The organism is uncultured Candidatus Pelagibacter sp. (genome assembly GCF_943788075.1).
Classification (GTDB): Bacteria; Pseudomonadota; Alphaproteobacteria; order Pelagibacterales; family Pelagibacteraceae; genus Pelagibacter.
The window spans coordinates 225,971-248,072 of the sequence record NZ_CALSOW010000001.1 but is presented as its reverse complement, the minus strand read 5'-3'; the positions used below and the strand labels follow the sequence as shown (position 1 = coordinate 248,072).

Annotated in this window: 25 protein-coding genes and 3 pseudogenes; 16 read left to right on the top strand and 12 right to left on the bottom strand. The window is 27.7% G+C overall.

Annotation, left to right across the window (positions count from 1 at the left end; all coding sequences use genetic code 11):
* Positions 1-29: 29 nt before the first annotated feature.
* Positions 30-1,070 carry a tRNA uridine-5-carboxymethylaminomethyl(34) synthesis GTPase MnmE gene (gene mnmE, locus Q0X98_RS01480; RefSeq protein WP_297681087.1) on the bottom strand — a complete coding sequence of 347 codons (1,041 nt, stop codon included), beginning with the start codon at positions 1,068-1,070 and terminating at the stop codon, positions 30-32.
* Positions 1,052-1,360, bottom strand: a complete 309-nt coding sequence (locus tag Q0X98_RS01475; RefSeq protein ID WP_297680727.1) for a hypothetical protein — start codon at positions 1,358-1,360, stop codon at positions 1,052-1,054. The genes mnmE and Q0X98_RS01475 overlap by 19 nt, the downstream gene beginning before the upstream one ends.
* Before the next feature lie 80 nt (positions 1,361-1,440).
* On the opposite strand from Q0X98_RS01475, the gene Q0X98_RS01470 reads away from it, so the two are divergent.
* Positions 1,441-3,369: a tetratricopeptide repeat protein gene (locus Q0X98_RS01470; protein WP_297680726.1), complete on the top strand. Its 1,929-nt coding sequence runs from the start codon at positions 1,441-1,443 to the stop codon at positions 3,367-3,369.
* Positions 3,370-3,413: 44 nt separating this feature from the next.
* Here the strand turns inward: Q0X98_RS01470 and rho are convergent, their stop codons facing one another.
* From rho to hemE, 4 genes and pseudogenes are all read right to left on the bottom strand, one after another.
* Positions 3,414-4,640, bottom strand: a complete 1,227-nt coding sequence (rho, locus tag Q0X98_RS01465) for a transcription termination factor Rho (RefSeq protein WP_338140423.1) — start codon at positions 4,638-4,640, stop codon at positions 3,414-3,416.
* 107 nt (positions 4,641-4,747) lie between these two features.
* Positions 4,748-5,127, bottom strand: a pseudogene (locus tag Q0X98_RS01460) (CopD family protein).
* Between the two features lie 46 nt (positions 5,128-5,173).
* Positions 5,174-6,208, bottom strand: coding sequence for a ferrochelatase (gene hemH, locus Q0X98_RS01455; RefSeq protein ID WP_297680724.1), 1,035 nt, complete (start codon positions 6,206-6,208; stop codon positions 5,174-5,176).
* On the bottom strand, positions 6,205-7,209 hold the full coding sequence (hemE, locus tag Q0X98_RS01450; RefSeq protein ID WP_297680722.1) for a uroporphyrinogen decarboxylase: 1,005 nt from the start codon (positions 7,207-7,209) through the stop codon (positions 6,205-6,207). The genes hemH and hemE overlap by 4 nt, the downstream gene beginning before the upstream one ends.
* 272 nt (positions 7,210-7,481) lie before the next feature.
* Between hemE and Q0X98_RS01445 the strand changes: the two genes are divergently transcribed.
* The 5 genes and pseudogenes from Q0X98_RS01445 (at position 7,482) to dnaQ (ending at position 10,907) form a co-directional block, all read left to right on the top strand.
* Positions 7,482-8,309 carry a pyruvate, water dikinase regulatory protein gene (locus tag Q0X98_RS01445; protein WP_297680720.1) on the top strand — a complete coding sequence of 276 codons (828 nt, stop codon included), beginning with the start codon at positions 7,482-7,484 and terminating at the stop codon, positions 8,307-8,309.
* Positions 8,299-8,886: a Maf family protein gene (locus tag Q0X98_RS01440; RefSeq protein ID WP_297680718.1), complete on the top strand. Its 588-nt coding sequence runs from the start codon at positions 8,299-8,301 to the stop codon at positions 8,884-8,886. Before Q0X98_RS01445 ends, Q0X98_RS01440 begins: the two co-directional genes overlap by 11 nt.
* Positions 8,883-9,678 (top strand): annotated as a pseudogene (aroE, locus tag Q0X98_RS01435) (shikimate dehydrogenase). Before Q0X98_RS01440 ends, aroE begins: the two are co-directional and overlap by 4 nt.
* Positions 9,675-10,244: a dephospho-CoA kinase gene (coaE, locus tag Q0X98_RS01430; protein ID WP_297680714.1), complete on the top strand. Its 570-nt coding sequence runs from the start codon at positions 9,675-9,677 to the stop codon at positions 10,242-10,244. The pseudogene aroE and the gene coaE overlap by 4 nt, the downstream one beginning before the upstream one ends.
* On the top strand, positions 10,245-10,907 hold the full coding sequence (dnaQ, locus tag Q0X98_RS01425) for a DNA polymerase III subunit epsilon (RefSeq protein ID WP_297680712.1): 663 nt from the start codon (positions 10,245-10,247) through the stop codon (positions 10,905-10,907).
* On the opposite strand, the gene Q0X98_RS01420 is transcribed toward dnaQ, so the two are convergent.
* Together Q0X98_RS01420 and Q0X98_RS01415 are read right to left on the bottom strand one after the other, a co-directional pair.
* Positions 10,904-11,326 (bottom strand): protein-export chaperone SecB, encoded by a 423-nt coding sequence (locus Q0X98_RS01420; RefSeq protein WP_297680710.1) that lies wholly within the window; start codon positions 11,324-11,326, stop codon positions 10,904-10,906. The genes dnaQ and Q0X98_RS01420 overlap by 4 nt on opposite strands.
* Positions 11,310-11,741 (bottom strand): FxsA family protein, encoded by a 432-nt coding sequence (locus Q0X98_RS01415; RefSeq protein WP_297680708.1) that lies wholly within the window; start codon positions 11,739-11,741, stop codon positions 11,310-11,312. Before Q0X98_RS01415 ends, Q0X98_RS01420 begins: the two co-directional genes overlap by 17 nt.
* Before the next feature lie 59 nt (positions 11,742-11,800).
* Here Q0X98_RS01415 and Q0X98_RS01410 point away from each other — a divergent pair, with 59 nt between their 5' ends.
* Genes Q0X98_RS01410 through Q0X98_RS01400 form a run of 3 tightly spaced genes read left to right on the top strand, consistent with a single transcriptional unit; the run spans position 11,801 to position 13,626 of the window.
* Positions 11,801-12,397, top strand: a complete 597-nt coding sequence (locus Q0X98_RS01410; protein ID WP_297680706.1) for a Tim44/TimA family putative adaptor protein — start codon at positions 11,801-11,803, stop codon at positions 12,395-12,397.
* The gene (locus Q0X98_RS01405) at positions 12,398-12,808 is read left to right on the top strand and encodes a Smr/MutS family protein (RefSeq protein WP_297680704.1); all 411 of its coding nucleotides are present in this window, start codon (positions 12,398-12,400) and stop codon (positions 12,806-12,808) included.
* The gene (locus tag Q0X98_RS01400) at positions 12,805-13,626 is read left to right on the top strand and encodes a sulfotransferase domain-containing protein (RefSeq protein WP_297680702.1); all 822 of its coding nucleotides are present in this window, start codon (positions 12,805-12,807) and stop codon (positions 13,624-13,626) included. The genes Q0X98_RS01405 and Q0X98_RS01400 overlap by 4 nt, the downstream gene beginning before the upstream one ends.
* Before the next feature lie 2 nt (positions 13,627-13,628).
* Here Q0X98_RS01400 and hslU read toward each other — a convergent pair whose 3' ends face one another.
* Positions 13,629-15,002 (bottom strand): ATP-dependent protease ATPase subunit HslU, encoded by a 1,374-nt coding sequence (gene hslU, locus Q0X98_RS01395; protein WP_297680700.1) that lies wholly within the window; start codon positions 15,000-15,002, stop codon positions 13,629-13,631.
* Positions 15,002-15,517 (bottom strand): ATP-dependent protease subunit HslV, encoded by a 516-nt coding sequence (hslV, locus tag Q0X98_RS01390; RefSeq protein ID WP_023649225.1) that lies wholly within the window; start codon positions 15,515-15,517, stop codon positions 15,002-15,004. The genes hslU and hslV overlap by 1 nt, the downstream gene beginning before the upstream one ends.
* 88 nt (positions 15,518-15,605) lie before the next feature.
* Between hslV and hisB the strand changes: the two genes are divergently transcribed.
* The 7 genes from hisB to Q0X98_RS01355 are packed head-to-tail and all read left to right on the top strand — an operon-like array spanning position 15,606 to position 19,439.
* Positions 15,606-16,196 (top strand): imidazoleglycerol-phosphate dehydratase HisB, encoded by a 591-nt coding sequence (gene hisB, locus Q0X98_RS01385; RefSeq protein WP_297680697.1) that lies wholly within the window; start codon positions 15,606-15,608, stop codon positions 16,194-16,196.
* Positions 16,197-16,201: 5 nt separating this feature from the next.
* Entirely contained in the window at positions 16,202-16,828 is a 627-nt protein-coding gene (gene hisH, locus Q0X98_RS01380; RefSeq protein ID WP_297680695.1) for an imidazole glycerol phosphate synthase subunit HisH, read from the top strand.
* Between the two features lies 1 nt (position 16,829).
* Positions 16,830-17,555 (top strand): 1-(5-phosphoribosyl)-5-[(5-phosphoribosylamino)methylideneamino]imidazole-4-carboxamide isomerase, encoded by a 726-nt coding sequence (hisA, locus tag Q0X98_RS01375; RefSeq protein WP_297680694.1) that lies wholly within the window; start codon positions 16,830-16,832, stop codon positions 17,553-17,555.
* Positions 17,548-18,303, top strand: a complete 756-nt coding sequence (gene hisF, locus Q0X98_RS01370) for an imidazole glycerol phosphate synthase subunit HisF (RefSeq protein WP_297680693.1) — start codon at positions 17,548-17,550, stop codon at positions 18,301-18,303. The genes hisA and hisF overlap by 8 nt, the downstream gene beginning before the upstream one ends.
* 1 nt (position 18,304) lies before the next feature.
* Complete coding sequence (gene hisE, locus Q0X98_RS01365; RefSeq protein WP_297680692.1) at positions 18,305-18,577, top strand: phosphoribosyl-ATP diphosphatase; 273 nt, start codon at positions 18,305-18,307, stop codon at positions 18,575-18,577.
* Positions 18,574-18,939, top strand: a complete 366-nt coding sequence (locus Q0X98_RS01360; RefSeq protein ID WP_297680691.1) for an HIT domain-containing protein — start codon at positions 18,574-18,576, stop codon at positions 18,937-18,939. The genes hisE and Q0X98_RS01360 overlap by 4 nt, the downstream gene beginning before the upstream one ends.
* Positions 18,936-19,439 (top strand): GNAT family N-acetyltransferase, encoded by a 504-nt coding sequence (locus Q0X98_RS01355; RefSeq protein ID WP_297680690.1) that lies wholly within the window; start codon positions 18,936-18,938, stop codon positions 19,437-19,439. The genes Q0X98_RS01360 and Q0X98_RS01355 overlap by 4 nt, the downstream gene beginning before the upstream one ends.
* Here Q0X98_RS01355 and Q0X98_RS01350 read toward each other — a convergent pair.
* Both Q0X98_RS01350 and Q0X98_RS01340 read right to left on the bottom strand, forming a co-directional pair.
* Complete coding sequence (locus Q0X98_RS01350; protein WP_297680689.1) at positions 19,436-19,981, bottom strand: outer-membrane lipoprotein carrier protein LolA; 546 nt, start codon at positions 19,979-19,981, stop codon at positions 19,436-19,438. The genes Q0X98_RS01355 and Q0X98_RS01350 overlap by 4 nt on opposite strands.
* A pseudogene (locus tag Q0X98_RS01340) lies at positions 19,981-22,064 on the bottom strand (DNA translocase FtsK 4TM domain-containing protein). The gene Q0X98_RS01350 and the pseudogene Q0X98_RS01340 overlap by 1 nt, the downstream one beginning before the upstream one ends.
* Between the last annotated feature and the right edge of the window lie 38 nt (positions 22,065-22,102).

Below are 22,102 nucleotides of genomic sequence, written 5' to 3'. Positions count from 1 at the left end.
AAAGGCTTAAAAACAAGGAAAATAGGGTATTATTTACCTATACAGAAATCGTTGAAAATACTGCCTAATATCTCCTCAACATCGACTTTTCCAACAATCATACCAAGATGTCTAGTAGCTAACCTTAAATCTTCTGCAGCTTTATCAAAATCTTCAACTTCATTTTTTTTATTAAAATTTTTAAGATGCTCTAAACATTGTTCAAGATGTTGTCTGTGTCGTTCTCTTGTAATTAAAATATCATCACTTGTTATAAATTTATTTTTTAAATTATTTTTTATTTTTAAAATTAATTCATCAATGTTTAAATTTTCTTTAATTGAAATTAATACATGATTTAATTTTTTGATTTCTGGATCAATATCTCCTTCTAAAAGATCTGATTTATTTATTACTAAAATTGCATTTTGATCTAACAAACCCTTCAAAACATCAGTAAAATCAAGGTTTTTAGCATCAACAACTACCAACTTTAAATCAGCTTCTTCTGCTCTATTTAAAGATAATTTAATACCTTTCTTTTCAATTTCATTTTTAGATTCTCTTATCCCAGCAGTATCAGAAACAATTACTGGATAACCATCTATGTTAAGATGAGTTTCAATTACATCTCTTGTTGTTCCTGCAATCTCTGAAACTATTGCAACATCTCTATTTGATAGATGATTTAGTAGACTAGATTTACCTGCATTAGTGGGTCCAAGAATTGCAATCTTAAAACCTTCTCTAATTCTTTCTCCAACTTTTTGATCATTTAAAATTTTTTCAATATTTTTTAAAACATCATCAGAACTTTTTTTAATTTCTTTCAAAATATCATTTGGTAAATCTTCATCTGGAAAATCTATTTTAGCTTCAACGTGTGATAAAATTTTTAAAAGTTTTTCTCTTAAAAAATTAAATTGATCAGCAGATTTTCCATTCATAATTTTAATTGCTTGCTGTCTTTGAATTTCAGTTTCAGAAGAAATTAAATCTGCAATGCTCTCTGCTTTAAGTAAATTTATTTTTCCATTTTGAAATGCAAGTTTTGTAAACTCACCTGGTTCTGCTAAACGACAATTTTCAATATTTGAAATAGAAGTGTGAAGAGCATCAATACAGCCTTGCTTCCATGTACCTGTATTTCAGCCATATCTTCACCTGTGTAGCTCTCAGGCCCAGGAAACCATAGTATTATGCCTTCATCAATTAGCTCAGAAGTGTTGATTTTATTGATTTTTCTAAGTGTTGCCACCCGTGGTTTTGGGACACTTTTGCCAGTTAATAATTTAATAGCTTTGGAAGTTTCTTGTCCTGAAATTCTTATAACAGCAATTCCAGATATCCCTGGTCCAGAAGATAATGCATAAATAGTCATCAATATTTTATAAATATACACCTTACATGAACGAATAAATATTATAAATTTATAATTATTGTATTTAAAAAAATATTATTATGAAGTCAGATGAAGTATTATTTAACGAGGCTAAAGCGCTTCATTTAAAAGGAGAAATTATAGATGCCCAAGAAATTTATTTACGGCTACTAAAAAAAAATTCAAACAACAGTAATTTATTATTTTTACTTGGAACCACATATGTGCAACAAAAAAATTACCAAAAAGGAAAAAGCTATTTAGATGTATCCATTAAAATAAATAGTAATTTTCCAGAGAGCTATAACAGTAGAGGAATAATTTTTGCAGAAGAGGGTGAATATCAAAATGCAATAAAAGATTATGATAAAGCCTTATCATTAAAACAAGATTATTTTGATGCTAATTTAAATAAAGCAGTTGCTTTAAGAAATATTTCTAAATTCGATGAGTCAATAAAATATTTAGAAATTTGTATTAGATTAAAACCTAATGATTCTAAAATTTACAATAATTTTGGAAATTTGTGTAAAGATTTAAAAAAATATAACACTGCAAAGAAATATTACACCGAGTCAATTAGATTAAATAAAAATTTTGCTGAAGCTTATAATAATAGAGGTGAATTATTTCAACTAAATTTTAATGAATTTGAAAAAGCTATTCAAGATTTTGATAGTGCTATAAAAATAAATAAAGATTTAGATTACATAAAAGGGAAAATATTACATGCTAAAATGTCTTTACATGATTGGAGTACTTATAATGAAGACTTAAAAACAATAAAAAATGAAATAAAAAATAAAAAAAAAACAATTTACCCATTTGCACACATGTCATTAATAGATGATCCTGGGCAACAAAAAATTATTACAGAACTATATTTAGAGAACAATAATTTAACTCCATCAAAAGTAAACATTAACTTAAAAAATAAAAAAATAATTATAGGATATTTTTCAGCTGAATTTCATAATCATGCTGTAATGCATTTGATGCTAGATGTTTTTAAAAATCACAACAAGTCTGAATTTAAAATTTATGGATTTAGTATTGGTCCTAAAAAAGATGAATGGACTAAAAAAGTAAAAGTTTATTTTGATGAATTTATTGATGTATCATATATGTCTGATACTGAGATAAAATCATTAAGCAAAAAACTCAAATTAGATATTGCAATTAATTTAACTGGTCATACCTTTAATGCTAGAAATAGTATTTTCTTTAATCAGGTGGCACCAAAACAAGTAAATTATTTAGGTTACCCTGGCACAATGGGTTCAAAGTTTTATGACTACATAATTGCAGATAAGATTGTCATACCTGAAGAAAATAAAAAATATTTTTCTGAAGAAGTAATATATTTGCCTAATTGCTATCAAGCAAATCAAGAAAAAATTGAAGTTTCTAATAAAAAATTAAATAAAAAAGATTTTGGGCTACCGCAAGATAAATTTATTTTTGGATGTTTTAATAATAGCTACAAAATAACTCCTTTAATTTTTAAGAGTTGGATGAATATTTTGAAAGATTATGAGTCTAGTGTTTTATGGTTATTGCAAGACCAAAAATTGGGAAAACAAAATTTATGGGAAGAGGCTGAAAAACAAGAAGTAAATAAAGAAAGGATTATATTTGCTGAAAGGCTTCCAGCGAAAGAACATTTGAAAAGAATTGAATTAATAGACTTATTCCTTGATACATTTCCTTACAATGCTCATACAACTGCTAGCGAAGCCATTAGAGCAGGAGTTCCTATTTTAACTTTAAAAGGGAAATCTTTTCCCTCAAGAGTTGCTAGCAGTATTCTAATAAATATTGGTCTAGAAAAACTAATTGTCTCAAATTTAAAAGATTATGAGACGAAAGCTATATCTCTAGCAAAAAACTATAAAGAGATTGAAAGTTTAAAAAACCATTTAGCTCAGGAGAAAAACTTAAGTAAATTATTTGATAGTAAAGTTTTCACTAAAGATTTAGAAAAAATCTATAAGAAAATAATAAATTAATTATTGTATTTTTAATAACTAATCTTAAAACAGAATGATATTTTCTAAGCAGGTTTATTCATTGAATTAAAAAACTCAGCATTATTTTTTGTGTCTTTTAATTTTGAATTAATAAATTCTATAGCATCCATAGTTCCCATGGGGGCAATAATTCTTCTAAGAACATTCATTTTTTGAAGATCATTTTTATCAAATAATAATTCTTCTCTTCTTGTTCCAGATTTTGTTATATCAATTGCAGGATAAATTCTTTTATCAGCTATTTTTCTATCAAGAACAGTTTCGCTATTTCCTGTTCCCTTAAATTCTTCAAAAATAACTTCGTCCATTCTGCTACCTGTATCAATCAAAGCAGTTGAAATAATAGTTAAAGATCCACCTTCTTCAATATTTCTCGCTGCACCAAAAAATCTTTTTGGTCTTTGAAGCGCATTAGCATCTACACCACCAGTTAAAACTTTTCCAGAACTTGGGATAACAGCATTATAAGCTCTTCCTAATCTTGTGATTGAGTCTAATAAAATAACTACATCTTTTTTATGCTCAGTTAATCTTTTTGCTTTTTCAATAACCATCTCGGCAACAGCAACATGACGCTGAGCCGGTTCATCAAAAGTAGAACTAATAACTTCACCTTTCACTGTTCTTTGCATGTCGGTAACTTCTTCTGGTCTTTCATCAATCAACAAAACCATCAAATAGCTTTTTGGATAATTTTTAGCAATTGAGTTTGCAATACTTTGTAAGATCATCGTTTTACCTGCTTTAGGAGGTGAAATAATAATAGATCTTTGTCCTTTTCCAATTGGGCTTACAAGATCGATTAGTCTAGGTGTTAAATCTGGTTTTTTTTCAATTTTTGTTGTCTCAACTTCCATCACCATTTGTTGATCTGGATAAAGAGGTGTTAAGTTATCAAACGCAATTTTATGTCTCGCTTTTTCTGGTTCCTCAAAATTAATTTTGCTAACTTGAAGTAAAGCAAAATATCTTTCACCTTCTTTAGGCGCTCTGACTGGTCCTTCAACAGTATCTCCTGTTCTTAAACCAAATTTTCTTATTTGACTTGGGCTAACATAAATATCATCTGGTCCTGGTAAATAGTTTGACTCCATTGCTCTTAAAAAACCAAAGCCGTCTTGTAATAATTGCAGAACACCTGCTCCGGTGATCTCTTCTTTTTCTGCAACTTTTTTTAAAATAGCAAAAAGAATTTCTTGCTTTCTTAATGTACTGGCATTCTCAATACCTAGTTCTTCAGCTTGGGTAATAAGTTGTTCAGATGATTTTAAGTTTTAACTCTTGGATGTTCATGATTTTTATTATTAAGGACTCTAAAGATAATGTGAATATATATACTAAAATTGTTATTTCAACCCTAGATTGGTTTAAAAATAACTATAAAAACAATAAAAATTAGCATTATTGTAGGAACTTCATTAATTATTCTAAAAAATTTTGAAGATCTAGTATTGGAATTATTTTTTAAAGATACAAGGCACTTCCCAAGATAATCATTATAAACTGATAATAAAATAACTAGGACAATTTTTATTTGCATCCAAAGTTGAGAAAATATTTCTAGCCCATTTAAATAAATTAAAATAAACCAAAAGTCCAAGTTAAAAGCATCGCAGGACGCATTATATAATAAAAAAGTTTTCTTTCCATTACTTCAAAAATATCTGTAGCTTCTTTTTTTTCTTTGTTCTCAACATGATAAACGAAAATTCTTGGGAGATATAAAAGACCAGCCATCCATGCGATAACAGCTATCAAATGTAAACTTTTAAATAATAAATAACTATTCATAATTTAAACATGGACATTTAGTAAATTGATTGGGACATTGTATCTTTGGAGGAAAAAGTTCTCCATTAAAATTATAATCTTGTTTTTTAATAATTAAATTAGATATCGCCTTTATATAATTTTCATTTACACCTAATGCTGGCACTCTTGTATAATTTTTACATCCATTTTTGTCAGCCAATTCCTTATATTCTATATCTAATTCAACTAAAGTTTCTGAGTGTTCAGATACAAACGCTACAGGTACTAGAACAATGTGTTTTTCCAGTTTTGAATTTTCTATAATTATATCTTCTGTGGACGGACCTATCCATTTTAGAGGACCAACGCGACTTTGATAGCTTAATATCCAATCAAGATCTTTAATTTTTAATGACTTAACAATTTTATTAACTGATTGCTCTACTTGCCACTGATAAGGGTCACCTTTTTTTATATTTTTTTCTGGTAAACCATGTGCGGAAAATATCAATTTGAAATTTTTAAGATTATTTATCTTTTTTAATATTTCTTCTTTATGTGCTAATATGAAGTTATCATCTGTAGGATAACAGCAGATTGTGCTTGTTTTAATTTTAAGATTATTTTTTTTACAAACATCCTTCCACTCTTTAATTGATGATCCTGATGTGGCTGCAGAATATTGTGGGTATAGAGGCATTAATATAATCTCATCTGGATTAAAGTTTTTTACATGTTTTACAACTTCCTCCGCTCTAGGATGCCAACACCTCATAACAATAAAACATTTATATTCTGATTTTTGATCATCATTATTAAGTTTTAATTCTAGTGCTTTTGATTGTTCTTGCGTTAATCTTAAAATAGGGGATGACCCACCGAGCTCTTGATAAATTTTTTTAGCCGTCGGTGCTCTTCTATTGGAGATCAATTTAGCTAAAGGATATCTAAAAAAAGATGGTAAATTTAATATTGCAGGATCATTAAATAAATTAAATAAAAATGGCTCAACATTTTCTAATTTATCGGGCCCACCTAAATTAAAAAGTATTACAGCTTTTTTCATTGATAATTTTTTACTGTATTCACCATATGTTCAAACATATTGGGATCTGTTTCGGGTAAAACTCCATGTCCTAAATTAAAAATATAAGGATGATCTTTAAAAATATCTAAATATTTAATTGTTTCTCTTTTAATTGTTTCTTTATCTGTAAGTAATATTTTGGGGTCTAGACCACCTTGAATTGGAATTTTTATGTCCTGCAAAATTTTTTTTGGGTCAACATTATAATCAATGCCAACTGCATCTGGTTTTACAATGTTACAAAATTCTTTATAATTTTTAATTTCTCTAGGAAAACAAATAACTGGGGTATTTAGTGATTTTACATAATTGACTAGGTTTAAAGTGGGTGAATAGATATAATTTGGTAAATCTTTTTCTTCCAACAAACCTGCCCAACTATCAAATATTTGTATTACATTTGCACCATTATCAATTTGATTTTTAATATGTATTTTTAGAAATTTTTCTAAAATTAATAAGATTCTGTTTATTAAAAAGTCATTTTTAAAAAAATCCTTCTTTAAGCTTTTTTTTGGAGATTGTTGGTTGATGATATAGACTAATAAAGTCCAAGGTGCCCCCACAAAACCTATAATGTTTTTGTTTTTTACAATATTGTCTAAACTTACTTTTCTAATCGCTTTGTAAACTGGATAAATTTTTTGGACAAAATCAATTTCATCTAATTTTGACATTTCATCAATATTTACTTTACCAAGTTTTGGGCCAAAACCTTTTTCGAATTCAACTTTTTGATTTAAACCATATGGCAACATTAAAATATCTGAAAAAATTATCGCAGCATCTAAATTAAATCTTTTCAAAGGTTGTAAAGTTATTTCTGAGGATAAATTTTCATTTAAACATAAATTGATAAAATCTGGATTTAATTTCCTTATATCTCTAAATTCAGGTAGATATCTTCCTGCTTGTCTCATTATCCAGATTGGATTTAACTTAGTATTTTTATTTATTATTACTTCGTGTAGAGGGGTCATATTAAAAATATATAAATATTTATTGTATTAGTATTATGTGTTGTGAATAATGAAGATAAGTTTTTTTAAACATTTTATTAACAACTTAATAACAATTAATAGTTAATAATATTGTTAAAATTGAAGCTTTTTTAATTTTTATCCAATAAATTGTATAATTTTATACATATATTTATTAATGTTAATAAAAACCTTATTTTACAATAATAATTAAGCAATATTTAAATTGTGCAAATTTAGTAAAATAATACAAATTTACTAACAATTTATTCATGAGTAATACATATCAAATTTATCTTATATCTGACTCAACGGGAGAGACATTAGACCGAATTTTTTTAGCGTTAAAAGCCCAATTTAAAAATATTGAATACAAAGTTCATTCTTATTCTTTTACCAGAACAGAAAATCAAATTTTAAAAATTTTGGAGGATGCCAAAATAAATGAAAACTCGGTGATACTTTATACAATTGTAGATAACAATTTAGCTAAGTGTTTGGCTAATGCTAGTGATAGAAAAAAAATACCTTGTTTTGGCGTTCTAGGAAATTTAATTTTAAACTTTTCTAAAATACTTAATCAAAAAGCATCTCATGAACCGAGCGGCCAGCACGTACTTAACGAAGAATATTATGATAGAATAGAAGCTATTCAATTTACAATGAATCACGACGATGGAAACTTGTTAAATGATATAGAAAAATCAGATATTGTTTTAGTGGGTGTGAGTAGAACAAGTAAAACACCAACATCAATTTATCTCGCGAACAAAGGTTTTAAAACATCAAACATACCATTGGTAAATGAAAATTCTTTACCTAAGAAATTAAGAGAAAATCCACAAATAACTTGTGTTGTTGGTTTAAACACTGAACCAGAACGTTTAGTTGATTTAAGAAAAAATAGAATGAATTCTTTAAAAGAAACAGAAAATACCAAATATACAAGTATAGACAATATTAAAAAAGAAATTATAGATGCAAAAAAAACTTTTCAAAAATACCGATGGCCATCAATAGATGTAACAAGAAAATCAGTTGAAGAAACAGCTGCATCGATAATAAAAATTCACGATATATATTTAAACAATGTTAAATAAAATTATTCTTGCTTCCAAAAGTAAAGTTAGAAAAGAAATATTAGATAAACATAAAATAATATGTGAGGTAAAACCATCAAACGTAGATGAAGATCTTGTTAAAGTGGCACTTATTCGTGATCTAGCTTCACCAGAAATTATCTCAAAAAATTTGGCTGAACTGAAAGCTAACAAAGTTAGTTTGAGTCAAAAAGATAAAATGGTTTTAGGTGCTGATAGCGTGATAGATTTAGAGGGTGAATTAATATCTAAGCCTGAGACTAGAGAAGATGCTTTAATAATTTTAAAGAAACTCAATGGAAAAACACATAATTTAATAAGCTCAGTTTGTATTTCAAAGAATGGATCAATGGTATGGAATTATACCGACAAGGCCGAATTAACTATGAAAAATTTTTCAGAAGAAAGTTTGAAAAATTATTTATCAAAAATATCAGATGAAGCTTTATTTGCTTATAATGTCTATCAAATCGAGGGCGAGGGAAAAAGTTTATTTTCAAATATTATTGGAGATAAAGATACTATAATGGGCTTGCCAGTTATTAAAATTAAGAAATATTTAGAAAATTACCAATGAAAAAATTTTTAGTAATAGGAAATCCAATTGAACACTCGTTGTCTCCTGTTTTACACAATTATTGGATTAAGAAAAATGGTATCGATGCAATTTATGAAAAGAAAAAACTAAATGATGGAAGGATTAGACTTAATTATTTCACAAGTTAAAGAAAAAAAAATTAATGGTATTAATGTTACCGTACCATTCAAAAAAGCAGTCATTCCTTATCTTGAAGAACTAAGCACCGAAGCTCAAAATACACAATCAGTTAATACTATTTATTTAAAAAATAACAGAGTAACAGGGCATAATACAGATATATTCGGTTTTGAAACGAGTATTCAAAAATCAAAATATAATCTTAACAACAAAGAAGTTTTAATTTTAGGGGCTGGAGGGGTAGTTCCCTCAATAATTTTTGCTTTAATTAAAATGAATGTTTCAAAAATAAGAATATGCAACAGAACAAAAGAAAAAGCAGAAAACTTAAAAAAAATTTTTAAAAATATAGAAATATTAGAATGGGGAGAGTCTTCAAATTTTGATATGATTATTAATGCTACAAGTTTAGGTTTAAAAACGACAGATAACTTTAATCTTGATTTTTTATCAATTTCCGAGAATAAATTTTTTTATGACGTTATTTATAATCCTGTAGAGACTAATTTTTTAAAGATTGGTAGAAAATTAGGTAACACAACTTTAAATGGAAAATTAATGTTTATTTATCAGGCCCATTTAGCTTTTAAAATTTGGCATGGACTTGAGCCAGATATTGATGAAAACGTTACCAAACTATTAGATAAATGATCAAAATTGGAATTTTAGGCGACATAGGTTCTGGTAAAAGTTTCGTTGCACAAAATTTTGGTTATCCCGTTTTTAATGCAGATTATGAAGTTGCTAAATTATATAAAAAAAACAAAAACGTTTTTAATAAGTTAAAAGCAAAATTACCAAAATATATTTACTCATTTCCAATTAAAAAAATAGAAATTTCTAATGCAATTCTAGGTAATAAAAATAATTTAAATAAAATAGTTAAAATTGTTCATATAGAAATAAGAAATAAATTGAATAATTTTCTCAAAAAAAACAAAAATAAGAAAATTGTAATTTTAGATATTCCACTATTATTAGAGAATAAAATTAATAACAAAAAAGATATATTGGTTTATGTGCAATCTAAAAAAACACATATTTTGAAAAGATTAAAAAAAAGAAAAAATTTCAATCAAAGAATTTTAAAAATATTTAGAGCTATTCAATATTCAACTATTTATAAAAAGAAAAGAGCGCACTTTGTTATTAAAAATAATTTTACCAAGAAATCTGTTAATGATGGTATAAACAATATTCTAAAAGAAATTACATAAATGAAAGAAATAGTCCTAGATACAGAAACAACAGGTATATCAATAAGAGAGGGACACAGAATTGTTGAAATTGGCTGTATAGAACTTGAAAATTTGGTACCAACGAAAAATAAGTTCCATTGCTATTTAAACCCAGAAAGAAAAGTTTCAGAAAAGGCATTAGAAGTTCATGGTTATACAGATGAATTTTTAGCCACACAAAAAAAATTTAGTGATATTGGTGAGCAATTTCTGGAATTTATACAAGACAAGAGACTTATTATTCACAACGCTGATTTTGATCTGGGTCATTTAAATAATGAATTGGCTATATTGGGAAAAAAAAAGATTGATAATGAAATTGTCGATACCTTAATTCTAGCAAGAGATAAATTTCCTGGATCACCTGTTAGTTTAGATGCTCTTTGTAAAAGATACAGAGTAGATAATTCAAAGAGAACCCAGCATACCGCATTAATTGACTGTGATTTGTTAGCCAAAGTTTACATTAATTTAATTGATCAAAAAGAACCGACATTAAATTTTCAAACAGATGAAACAAAAATTGATCAAAAAAATAGTACAGTAGTAAATTATTTTAAAAAAGTTATTTCACCAACAGCCGAAGAATTAAAAAAACACAAAGATTATTTAAAAAATAATTTAAAAAAAAATTTCTTCTAGTTCAATCTTTGATTATAAAGTTGTTCAAAATCAATTTTTTTCTCAAATTTAACATCTGGATACCCTGAATTATGAAGTAAATTTAAAAATGATTTTTCTAACTCAGGATAAATTTCAATTTGAACATCACATAGTATTATCTTTTCCAAGTCCTTTTTTTCCTTAATCTCATTATTTATTTCTACAATAGTTGAATAATTTATTTCAAAATAAGATTTTTTTTTATTTTCTTGTTTATCTTCAAATTTTAAAATTGTATTTACTTCAATCATTTTATTCTTTAGTGCCTTAGAGTTTATATCAATATTGAGTTGATACTTTGATATATAATCTTTTACAAAAATGTGAGTTTCAATATCAGGAGTTTCACTGGACATATCCTTAATATACTTGCCAAGAATTTTATATTTTGCTGTCATCTTCTTCTTCTATATCTTCAAAGTCTCCATCAATGAAATTATTTTTTTCGGTTTCTTTTTTTTTATTTTTAAATTTACCAAAAAATTTTTCCAATAAAAAATTTCTAGAAATAGGAAATATTATTAAAAATCCAATAACATCTGTGGCAAAGCCAGGAATGATCAGTAGAAGAGCAGCGAAAGCAATTGCTGCCCCTGTAATCATCTCATATGTTGGTGATTTATTCTTACTTATCTGTTCAAATCCAGATTTAAGAGTATTTAAACCTTCATATTTTGCATAGTAAACCCCAACAATTGCCGTAGTAAATATGAGTAAAATAGTAGTAATTGCACCGATTTGAGAACCAATTTTTATCAGAAGAAATATTTCAGTAGCAGGAATTAAAATTAGAGATAATAAAATTAGGTTCATTTGTCCATAATCTAAATTGCTAGTTGAAATTAATCAACATAGTAATTACTATAATAATAATGAATTATAGTTTCGAGTACATAGATATCATTCTGCTTGCAATGATTGCTGGTTTTATTTTTTTAAGATTAAGAGGAATTCTTGGTAAAAGAACAGGATTTGAGGGAAAAGCCCCAGCTCAATTTGATAAAATTTTAAAAGAAACAGTTGTTAAACAAGTTCCAAAACAAGCCAATGTTTTTGATGAAGAAGCACAAAAAGAATTTTTAAAAGGTGCACAAATTGCGTATGAAACTATAATTACCGATTTTAGCGATAATGATAATAAAATAACGACAAGTAAACCGTTACTTAATAAAGATATCTATAATCAATTTAACGAAGCTTTAAAGGAAAGAAATTCTAGAGGATATTATGCAGAAATCACTTTTATAGGCATTAATTCAGCAGTCATTAAGGAGCATAAAAAAGAGGATAAAATTCTAAATGTAACGGTAAATTTTATAGCTGAGGTTATTACTTGTATAAAAGATAAAAATAAAAAAATTATTTCTGGTGATCCTGAAAAAATTAAAAAAATTTATGATACATGGGTATTTTCAAGAGACATGACATCAGCTAACCCTAATTGGCAATTAGTTGACACCCTAACATAATTGACAGACAAAATTTCAGACAAAGATAAAAAAGATTGGGAAAATTTTATTTCCAGTGAGGATAAACTTCCAAATAAAGACAATAAATTTAAAGAAAAAAAAATTTTAAAAATAAAATCTCTTGATTTACACGGACAATCTCTTGAGGAAGCAAATAAATCTATCGAAGACTTTATTATTAGATCTTATGAAGATAAAATAAATAAATTGATAATTGTTACAGGAAAAGGTCTTCATTCGAATAATCAAAAAAACCCATATGTTTCAAAAGACTTGAGTATCTTAAAATATTCAGTTCCTGAATTTATTAGAAAAAACAAAGAAATAATGAAAAAAATTATAGAAATTAAAGATGCAGAAATAGAAGATGGTGGGGCTGGAGCATTTTATATATATTTAAAAAAAAAATGATTATTTGGCTTGCGTCATATCCTAAGAGCGGGAATACATTGTTAAGATCAATGTTAGCAGCATACTTATTTTCTGAAGATGGAAATTATAATTTTAATCTAATTAAAAATATAAAACAATTTCCCCACGGTGGTTTTTTTTTAAAGATGGGAATTGATATAAACAATCAAAATGAGACAATTAAAAATTATATTAAAGCTCAAGAGGCTTTCAATAAAAAAGATGCAATTCAATTTTTAAAAACACATAGTTTTCTTTTTAACTTTAATAAAAATTATCCTTTTACAAATTTTGATAACACTCTAGGGGTAATTTATATTGTAAGAGATCCAAGAAATATTGTAACATCTTTATCCAAATTCAAAAGTTTAACATTAGATAACTCAGCAGATTTTATGATAAAGGGAACGGGCGATGGTTTGGTTTGGACAAATAATTGGGCTGTTAATTATCATAGTTGGAAACTATTTAAGGAATATGAAAAGTACCTGCTTATAAAATATGAGGATTTGATTACCAATCCAGATTTAACTTTTCTTAATGTCTTAAAATTTATTTATAGAATTAACAAATCTAATTTTGAATTGGATAAAAAAAAATTTGAAAACGTAATTAAAACAACAAGCTTTGAAAATATGCAAAATTTAGAAAAAGAAAAAGGTTTTAGCGAGACGTGGGTAGATGAAAAAACTGGTAAAAAGATACCTTTTTTCTACTTAGGACCTAAAAATAATTGGAAAAAAAATTTAGATATTAAAATTGTAAAAAAATTAGAAAAAGCTTTTAAATTAGAAATGGAAGAACTTGGTTATTTATAATTTTATAATATAAATTTTGATAGATCTGTATCTTTTACCAAATTATCTAAATTTTTATCAATATATTCTTTATTAATAATAATTTTTTCCCCAGAGCGATCAGTTGCTGTGAAACTTATCTCGTCTAAAATTTTTTCTATTATTGTGTGTAATCTTCTGGCACCAATATTTTCTACAGTTGCATTTACTTCAGATGCAATATTTGCAATTGTATCAATCCCATCGTCTGAGAATTCAAGCTCAACATTTTCAGTTTTCAATAATGCAACATATTGTTTGATTAAACTAAAATCTGGCTCTCTAAGAATTCTTTTAAAATCATCACTAGTTAATGCTTCCAGTTCAACTCTTATAGGCAATCTACCTTGTAACTCAGGAAGTAAGTCCGAAGGTTTTGCAAGCTGGAAAGCACCTGATGCAATAAATAAGATATGATCAGTTTTAATCGGTCCATGTTTAGTATTAACTGTAGTACCCTCTATCAAGGGTAATAGGTCTCTTTGAACACCTTCACGAGATACATCTCCTCCAACTCTATCAGTTCTTGCAGAGATTTTATCAATTTCATCCAAAAAAACTATACCATTATTTTCTGTTGATAGTTTTGCGGCCTTAACAATTTTATCCTGCTCAATTAATTTATCAGATTCATCATTAATTAAAATTTCATGTGATTCTTTTACAGTCATTTTTTTCTTTTTTTCTTTGTTGCCCATAGATTTACCAATCATTTCTCCAATGTTAATCATCCCAACATTAGCTCCAGGCATTCCAGGAATTTCAAAAGAAGTGTTATTTGATCCAGTATCGCTTACAGCAATTTCTATTTCATTATCATCTAGATCACCATTTCTTAATCTTTTTCTAAAACTTTCTCTTGTTGCTAAACTGGCTTTTTTACCAACTAAAGCATCTAAGACTTTTTCTTCAGCAGATTTTTGTGCTTGAGCGTGGACTTCTTTCCTCATTTTTACTTTTTCCATACTAATAGCTATTTCAATCAAATCTCTTACTATCTGTTCAACATCTCTTCCAACGTATCCAACTTCAGTAAACCTTGTAGCTTCCACTTTAACAAACGGCGCTTCCGCTAATTTTGATAATCTTCTAGAAATTTCTGTTTTACCAACCCCAGTTGGCCCAATCATTAAAATATTTTTTGGCAAAACTTCATTCTTCATTTCACCTTTTATTGCTTGTCTTCTCCATCTATTTCTTAAAGCAACAGCAACTGCTTTTTTTGCTTTGTTTTGTCCAACTACAAATCTATCTAATTCAGAAACTATTTCTCTTGGAGAAAGTGAACTCACTAAAGAACTTTCTTCTTTATCTTTTTTATCCCTCGGAACTAAAGGAGTTACGTTAGTTTTTTCCATTATATCTTTAGAACCTTGATATTATCATTTGTAAATACACAAATTTCAGAAGCTACTTTAATTGCTTTTTTTGCAATTTCTTCTGCACTTTTATCTGTCTCCATCAAAACTTTTCCAGCAGCTAAAGCATAATTTCCACCTGAGCCTATTCCAATAACATCTCCCTCAGGTTCTAAAACATCTCCAGTTCCAGAAATTATATAGCTATTATCTTTATCACCAATGGCCATCAAAGCTTCTAATCTTCTCAAGTATTTATCAGTTCTCCAATCTTTTGCCAATTCAACGGCAGCTCTTGATAGATTACCAGCATGTTTTTCAATTTTTGCTTCTAGTCGCTCAAATAGAGTAAGTGCATCTGCAGTTGATCCTGCAAATCCTGCTACTACATCTCTTTTTTCAATTTTTCTAATTTTTGAAGCTGTGCTTTTGACAACAGTATTTCCCATACTAACTTGTCCATCACCAGCAACAACTACTTCATTATTTTTTCTAACTAATACAATTGTTGTCATGATTGATAAATGGTTATTATTTTAAATACTTCAAGTGTTCATACTAATATTGATATAGACTGATTATGTATGTATACCTTTAAAAATTATGTCTAGAAAAGGAAAAGTATCTCGAAAAACTAAAGAAACCAGTATTAGCGTTGAAGTTAATATAGATGGCAAAGGTAAATATCAAATCGATACAGGTATTGGTTTTTTAGATCACATGCTTGAGCAACTTTCAAAGCATTCTTTAATAGATTTAAAAGTTAAAGCAAAAGGAGATACTCACATTGATCTTCATCACACTACTGAAGACACAGGTATTGCAATTGGAGAAGCTTTAAAAAAAGCTGCTAAAAAATTTGTTGGAATAAAAAGATATGCCCACAGAGTTATTCCAATGGATGAAACTTTAACTAGAGTTGCAATTGATGTTTCAAACAGACCTTATCTAATTTGGAAGGTAAAATTAAAAGTTGAGAAACTAGGTGAAATGGATACAGAATTATTCAAAGAATGGTTCCAAGCATTTTCTCAATCTGCAGGCATTACGATGCACGTTGAAAATATTTATGGAGACAATAGTCACCACATCATAGAATCTTGCTATAAAGCATTAGCAAGATCATTGAGAGAAGCATTAGAGATGGACCCAAGAAGCAAGAAAAGTATTCCATCCACTAAAGGCTCACTATAAGTTTAATGAATGTCACGATTGTTGATTATAATTCGGGTAATATAAGCTCAGTAATAAATTCCTTTAAAGAAGTTGCTAAAGACAAGGTTAATATCGAAGTGACCTCGGATTTAAATAAGATTAAATCAAGTGATAAAATAGTTTTACCAGGGCAGGGATCGTTTAAGAGCTGCTTTGATGCATTAAATAGCATAAATGGCTTAGTAGAGACACTCAATGAGTTTGCAATAACTAATAAAAAACCTCTTCTAGGAATTTGTGTTGGTTTGCAGATGTTTGCAGATCTTGGTTATGAAGAAACTGAAACAAAAGGACTTGGTTGGATTTCAGGAAAAGTTTCAAAGATCAATAATCAAAATAATAAATTCAAACTCCCACACATTGGTTGGAACGAAATTAGTATTGTTAAAGAAAGCAAAATTTTTAAGGATATAGAAGATAAATCACATATGTATTTTGTACATAGCTATGAATTTGTTCCAGAAGATAAAAGTGTAATTTCAGCTACTACAGATTACTCTTCAAATATTGTCTGCTCTGTTGAGAAAGAAAATATTTTTGGAACACAATTTCATCCAGAAAAGAGTGATAAAATTGGACTTAAAATAATTGCTAATTTTATAAATTTATAAAATGAAGATTTTTCCTGCAATTGATATTAAAGACAAAAAATGTGTGAGGTTGATCAAAGGAGATTTTGATAATAAAACGGAATACAAAATGTCTCCAATAGAACAGGCAGGAAAATATAAAGACCATGGATTTAAAAATTTGCATGTAGTTGATTTAGATGGGGCTTTGACTGGTGAAACAGTTAATCTTGATATAATTCATAAAATAGTGAGTAAATTTGATCTTAAAATTGAAATTGGTGGAGGTATCAGAAACTTTGAAAGTATTCAGAAATACACTGATATTGGAGTTGAAAAAGTTATTTTGGGCAGTGCAGCTATAAAAGATAAAAATTTTTTAAAAAAAGCTTGTGAAAAATTTCCAAATAAAATTGCTTTAGGGCTTGATGCAAAAGATGGATATTTGTCTGTCTCAGGTTGGAAAGAAAATTCAAACCAATTAACTTTAGATTACTTAAAAGAAGTGAATGACTTTGGTACAAGCAGGTTGATTTATACCGATATCAATAGAGATGGGATGAAACAAAGCCCAAATTTTTTTGAAACCACTAAGGTTGCTGAAAAATCTAGTTGTCCTGTAATAATTTCTGGTGGAGTTTCCTCAATTGATGACATTAAAAAAGCTAAGGAACTAAATAACAAGAATATTGAAGGTATTATAGTTGGTAAAGCTATATACGATGGTGATATTAAACTAGAAGAATTAGCAAAAGAAGTAGATGCTTAAAAATAGAATAATACCTTGTTTAGATGTAAAAAATGGACGTGTTGTCAAAGGTATTAATTTTGTAGATTTAAAGGATGCTGGAGATCCAGTTGAACAAGCAAATATTTACTCAGATGGTGGAGCTGATGAAATTTGCTTTTTAGACATTACTGCCTCCAATGAAAATAGAAATACTATTTATGAAGTAGTAGAGAAGACTTCCAAGAAATGTTTTGTTCCTTTGACTGTTGGGGGTGGCATTAGAAGTGTTGATGATATTAATAGATTATTAAACTGTGGTGCAGATAAAGTATCAATTAACACTGCTGCAGTTCAAAATCCAGAAGTAGTAGCTGAAAGCTCAAAAAAATTTGGATCTCAATGTATAGTCGTTGCAATAGATGCAAAAAAAAATTTTGATAACTGGGAAATTTTTACTCATGGTGGAAGAAATAATACAGGGATTGATGCAATAAAATTTGCAGAAAAAATGGAAAATAGTGGAGCAGGAGAATTATTAGTAACATCAATGGATAGAGATGGTACCCAAGTAGGTTATGATATTGAATTGATGTCTAAGATATCTTCCAGGGTAAACATTCCTGTTATTGCTTCTGGAGGTGTCGGCAATCTTGATCATTTAGTTGATGGAATTAAATTAGGAAATGCGAGTGCTGTTTTAGCTGCATCTATATTTCACTATGGAAAACATTCAGTAAAAGAAGCCAAGGAATATCTGGATTCAAAAGGAATTCCTGTTAGAATTTAGTATGCTTAGTACATTAGAAAATTTAATAAATCTTGCTAGAGAAAGAAAATCAGTTCCTAAAGAAGGATCTTACACAAATAAGTTACTTACAGACAAAGTACTTTGTAAAGCAAAAGTTTTAGAAGAAGTTGATGAATTAATTGAAGCCATTGAAGAAGATACAAATAAAATACACGAAGCTGCAGATGTTTTTTATCATTTGTTGATGTACTTAGAAGCCAATGATGTAAAAATTGAAGAAGTTATGCAAGAATTAGAAAAAAGAAAAAAATGAGTTATGATGATAGCAATATCTTTGCAAAGATTTTAAGAAAAGAGATACCTTGTAATAAAATTTATGAAGATGACTTTGTTTTATCTTTTCATGATATTAATCCTCAAAAAAAAATTCATGCCTTGGTAATCCCAAAAGGAAAATACGTTGATCTGGATGATTTTAGTTCAAATGCTACTTCTGAGGAGATAGTTGGGTTGATTAAAGGTATAAATATAGTTGCTAAAAAGCTATGTATTTCAACAGAAGTAGGTAAAGGCTATAGAGCACTCACCAATATAAGTGATGATGGTGGTCAAGAGGTTCCACACTTGCACTTTCATTTATTTGGAGGTGAAAAAATTGGAAAAATGGTTGAGTGACACAAGAGGTTCAAAGAAATTATTTAGAAATAAATTCAATTCAAAATCTGAAAGAAGTAATTAAACCTAATGGAGATTATTCTTTAAATTTGTTAGAACCAATTAATTTTCAGTTAAATAAATTTTTTTATAAAAATATTGGAAAAAATCATAAATGGATTGACCGATTAGTTTGGACAGAAGCTCAATGGATAGATTATGCTTCTAATCAAAATGTTAAAACATATGTATTTAAATTTAAAGATGATTTAGCTGGTTTCTTTGAACTGATATTTCATGGTGAAAAAAGAGAAGTTGAGATTGCTTATTTTGGATTATTAGAAGAATTCCAAAATAAAAAGCTGGGATCTTATTTATTATCTCAAGCAATCCAAAAATCTTTTAATAGAGGTATTGATAGAGTTTGGGTTCACACATGTTCTTTAGATCACAAAAATGCTCTAAATAATTATATAGCTAGAGGTATGAAAATATTTAAAACCGAAACTATAAAAATTTAGTTTTGGGCAGGCAGTTTAAATAAATCTTTATCAACTTTGTGATTTTTTTTAATTGAGGAAAGATAAGTAACATTTACATTTTGATAGATATCTTTTGTTTGCCACCCAACTAAATCAAAGTTCTCATTATCAAAAAATATATTTATTTCATTCTCTTCTTCTACGATTTCAAAATTTATAAACGTTTCACCTAATTTTTTTTCTTTCAAATTTTCTATTTTTTGAATTAAAAAATTTTTATCCAATATTAAGTTAAGTGATGTTTTATTTAAAGGATATCTATAAAAACTAGTAAGGGTTTTAATTACTAATGATTTGCCATTAGAAACTAATATTTTATTATTTTTCTGATATTTACAAAATATTTTTTTTGGATACTGAATCGTGCAATTTCCAATTTCTACTTTTCCATTAATATTTTGTTCAAAATCAAAATTTAAGTTTTTGGTATTTTGCAAATTTTCTAATATTTTATCCTTATTGCTTGCTTGTACATTGGATATTAAAATTAAAAAAATAGAAAATAGAAAGTGTTTAAACATTAAAGCACATCTCTTTTACCAACATGATTTGCTTTACTTACAACTCCATCAGCTTCCATCATATCAATAATTCTTGCTGCACGATTGTAACCAATCTGAAGTTTTCTTTGTAAAAATGATGTTGAGGCTTTCCCTTCTGATCTAATAATATCTAATGCTTGCGAATACAGTTCATCTTTATCCCCTTGACTTTGGTTATCACCAATTTCTTTCTCATCAGCAAAATTTAATATTTCATCTATATAATCTGGTTCTGCTTGAGTTCTTAGAGATTTATTAACTTTTTCAATTTCATCATCAGACACAAAGGGCGCATGTATTCTTACTATTTTATTAGCCGATGACATGTAAAGCATATCCCCCTTACCCAACAACTGTTCAGCTCCTTGTTCTCCAAGAATAGTTCTACTATCTATTTTTGAAGTAACTTGAAAAGATATTCTTGTAGGAAAATTAGCTTTAATAGTACCAGTAATAACATCAACGCTTGGTCTTTGAGTTGCCATTATTATATGAATACCAGCTGCTCGAGCCATTTGAGATAATTTTTGAATATAATTTTCTATTTCTTTACCTGCAACTAGCATCAGGTCAGACATCTCATCAACCACAACCACTATATAAGGCATTGGAAGTTTGTGTTTGTATTATAGCCATCTATATTCCTCACACCCTCTTTTGTCATTAATCTATATCTGCTCTCCATTTCTTTAACCACCCAACCTAGAACTGAGGCTGCTTTTTTAGCTTCAGTAATTACTGGACAGAGTAAATGTGGAATTCCTTCATAAGTTGATAATTCAAGCATCTTAGGGTCAATCAAAATAAATTTACATTTTTCTGGCGTATGTCGATAAAGAAGAGATAAAATAATTGTATTAATACAAACTGATTTTCCAGAACCTGTAGTTCCAGCAATAAGAAGATGAGGCATAGAAGCTAAATCACCAACAACTGGTTTGCCAGAAATATTTTTACCAAGTGCTATAGGTAATTTAATTTCTTTTTTCTTGAAGTCTGCATTAGCTAAAATTTCACTCAAATAAACATTTTCTCTTATGTTGTTTGGAAGCTCAATCCCAACAGTATTGCTCCCAGGAATTGTAGCTATTCTCGCAGATTCTGAGCTTGTATTTCTTGCTATGTCATCCGATAGATTTATTATTTTAGAAACTTTTACTCCAGCCGCAGGTTCAAATTCATTAAGAGTAACCACAGGACCATGACTAACTTTTTTTATATTTCCACTAACTCCAAAATCCATTAGTATTTTTTCTAAAAATTCTGGATCATGAGTTTCATTTTTTTCAAAATTCTCCCTTTCTTTTTTTGTTGGGATTTTTAATAAATCAAGACTTGGAAGTTTAAATTTTATCTTTGTCTCAGATTTATTTTCACTTTTAATAAAAGGGAGATCTTCTTGAATAAGGTTTTTAATCTCATCTTGTGGAATGTATTCATTAATTATTTCACTTCTATCTGTATAATTTTTGGTATTTTTTTTATTAATAAAAGCATAAGTTTTTTTAATAAATTCAAAAAATTTCTTTGGATTAAAATTAATACTAATTAAGAAAAAAATTATAGTAATTAAAATTAAAATATAAAAAAAAATATTTTCATTAATTGATATAATATGCCCAAGAAATGATTGATTTAGATATTCTCCAACAAACCCACTATTACCATTTATATATAAAGAATACGAGTCAGAATAATAGTAATTAAAAAAAAGTGCTCCAAATATTAAATATAAAGTTGTAAAAAAATTATTTTCAATGAATAAAAAAAAATCTTTTGATTTTAAAATATTAATTCCTGTAATTATAAATGTAAGTGGAATTAAATAAGACACTAATCCAACTGACTGAAAGAATAAATCAGATATAAAACTACCTTGAAAACCCATCAAATTTTCAATTTTTGTATTTTCAGGAAAAATGAAATTTGGATCATTTGGAGAATATGTAATCAGGGCTAAAAATAACATTACACCCATTAAAGAAACCAAAATCCCAAATATTTCTGCCAATCTTTTAAGGGCGAAATTAAGCAGTAAATTAGCAGTTTTTTTAATATTCATATAAATGAATCAATTTAATCACTTTGTATCATCTAATT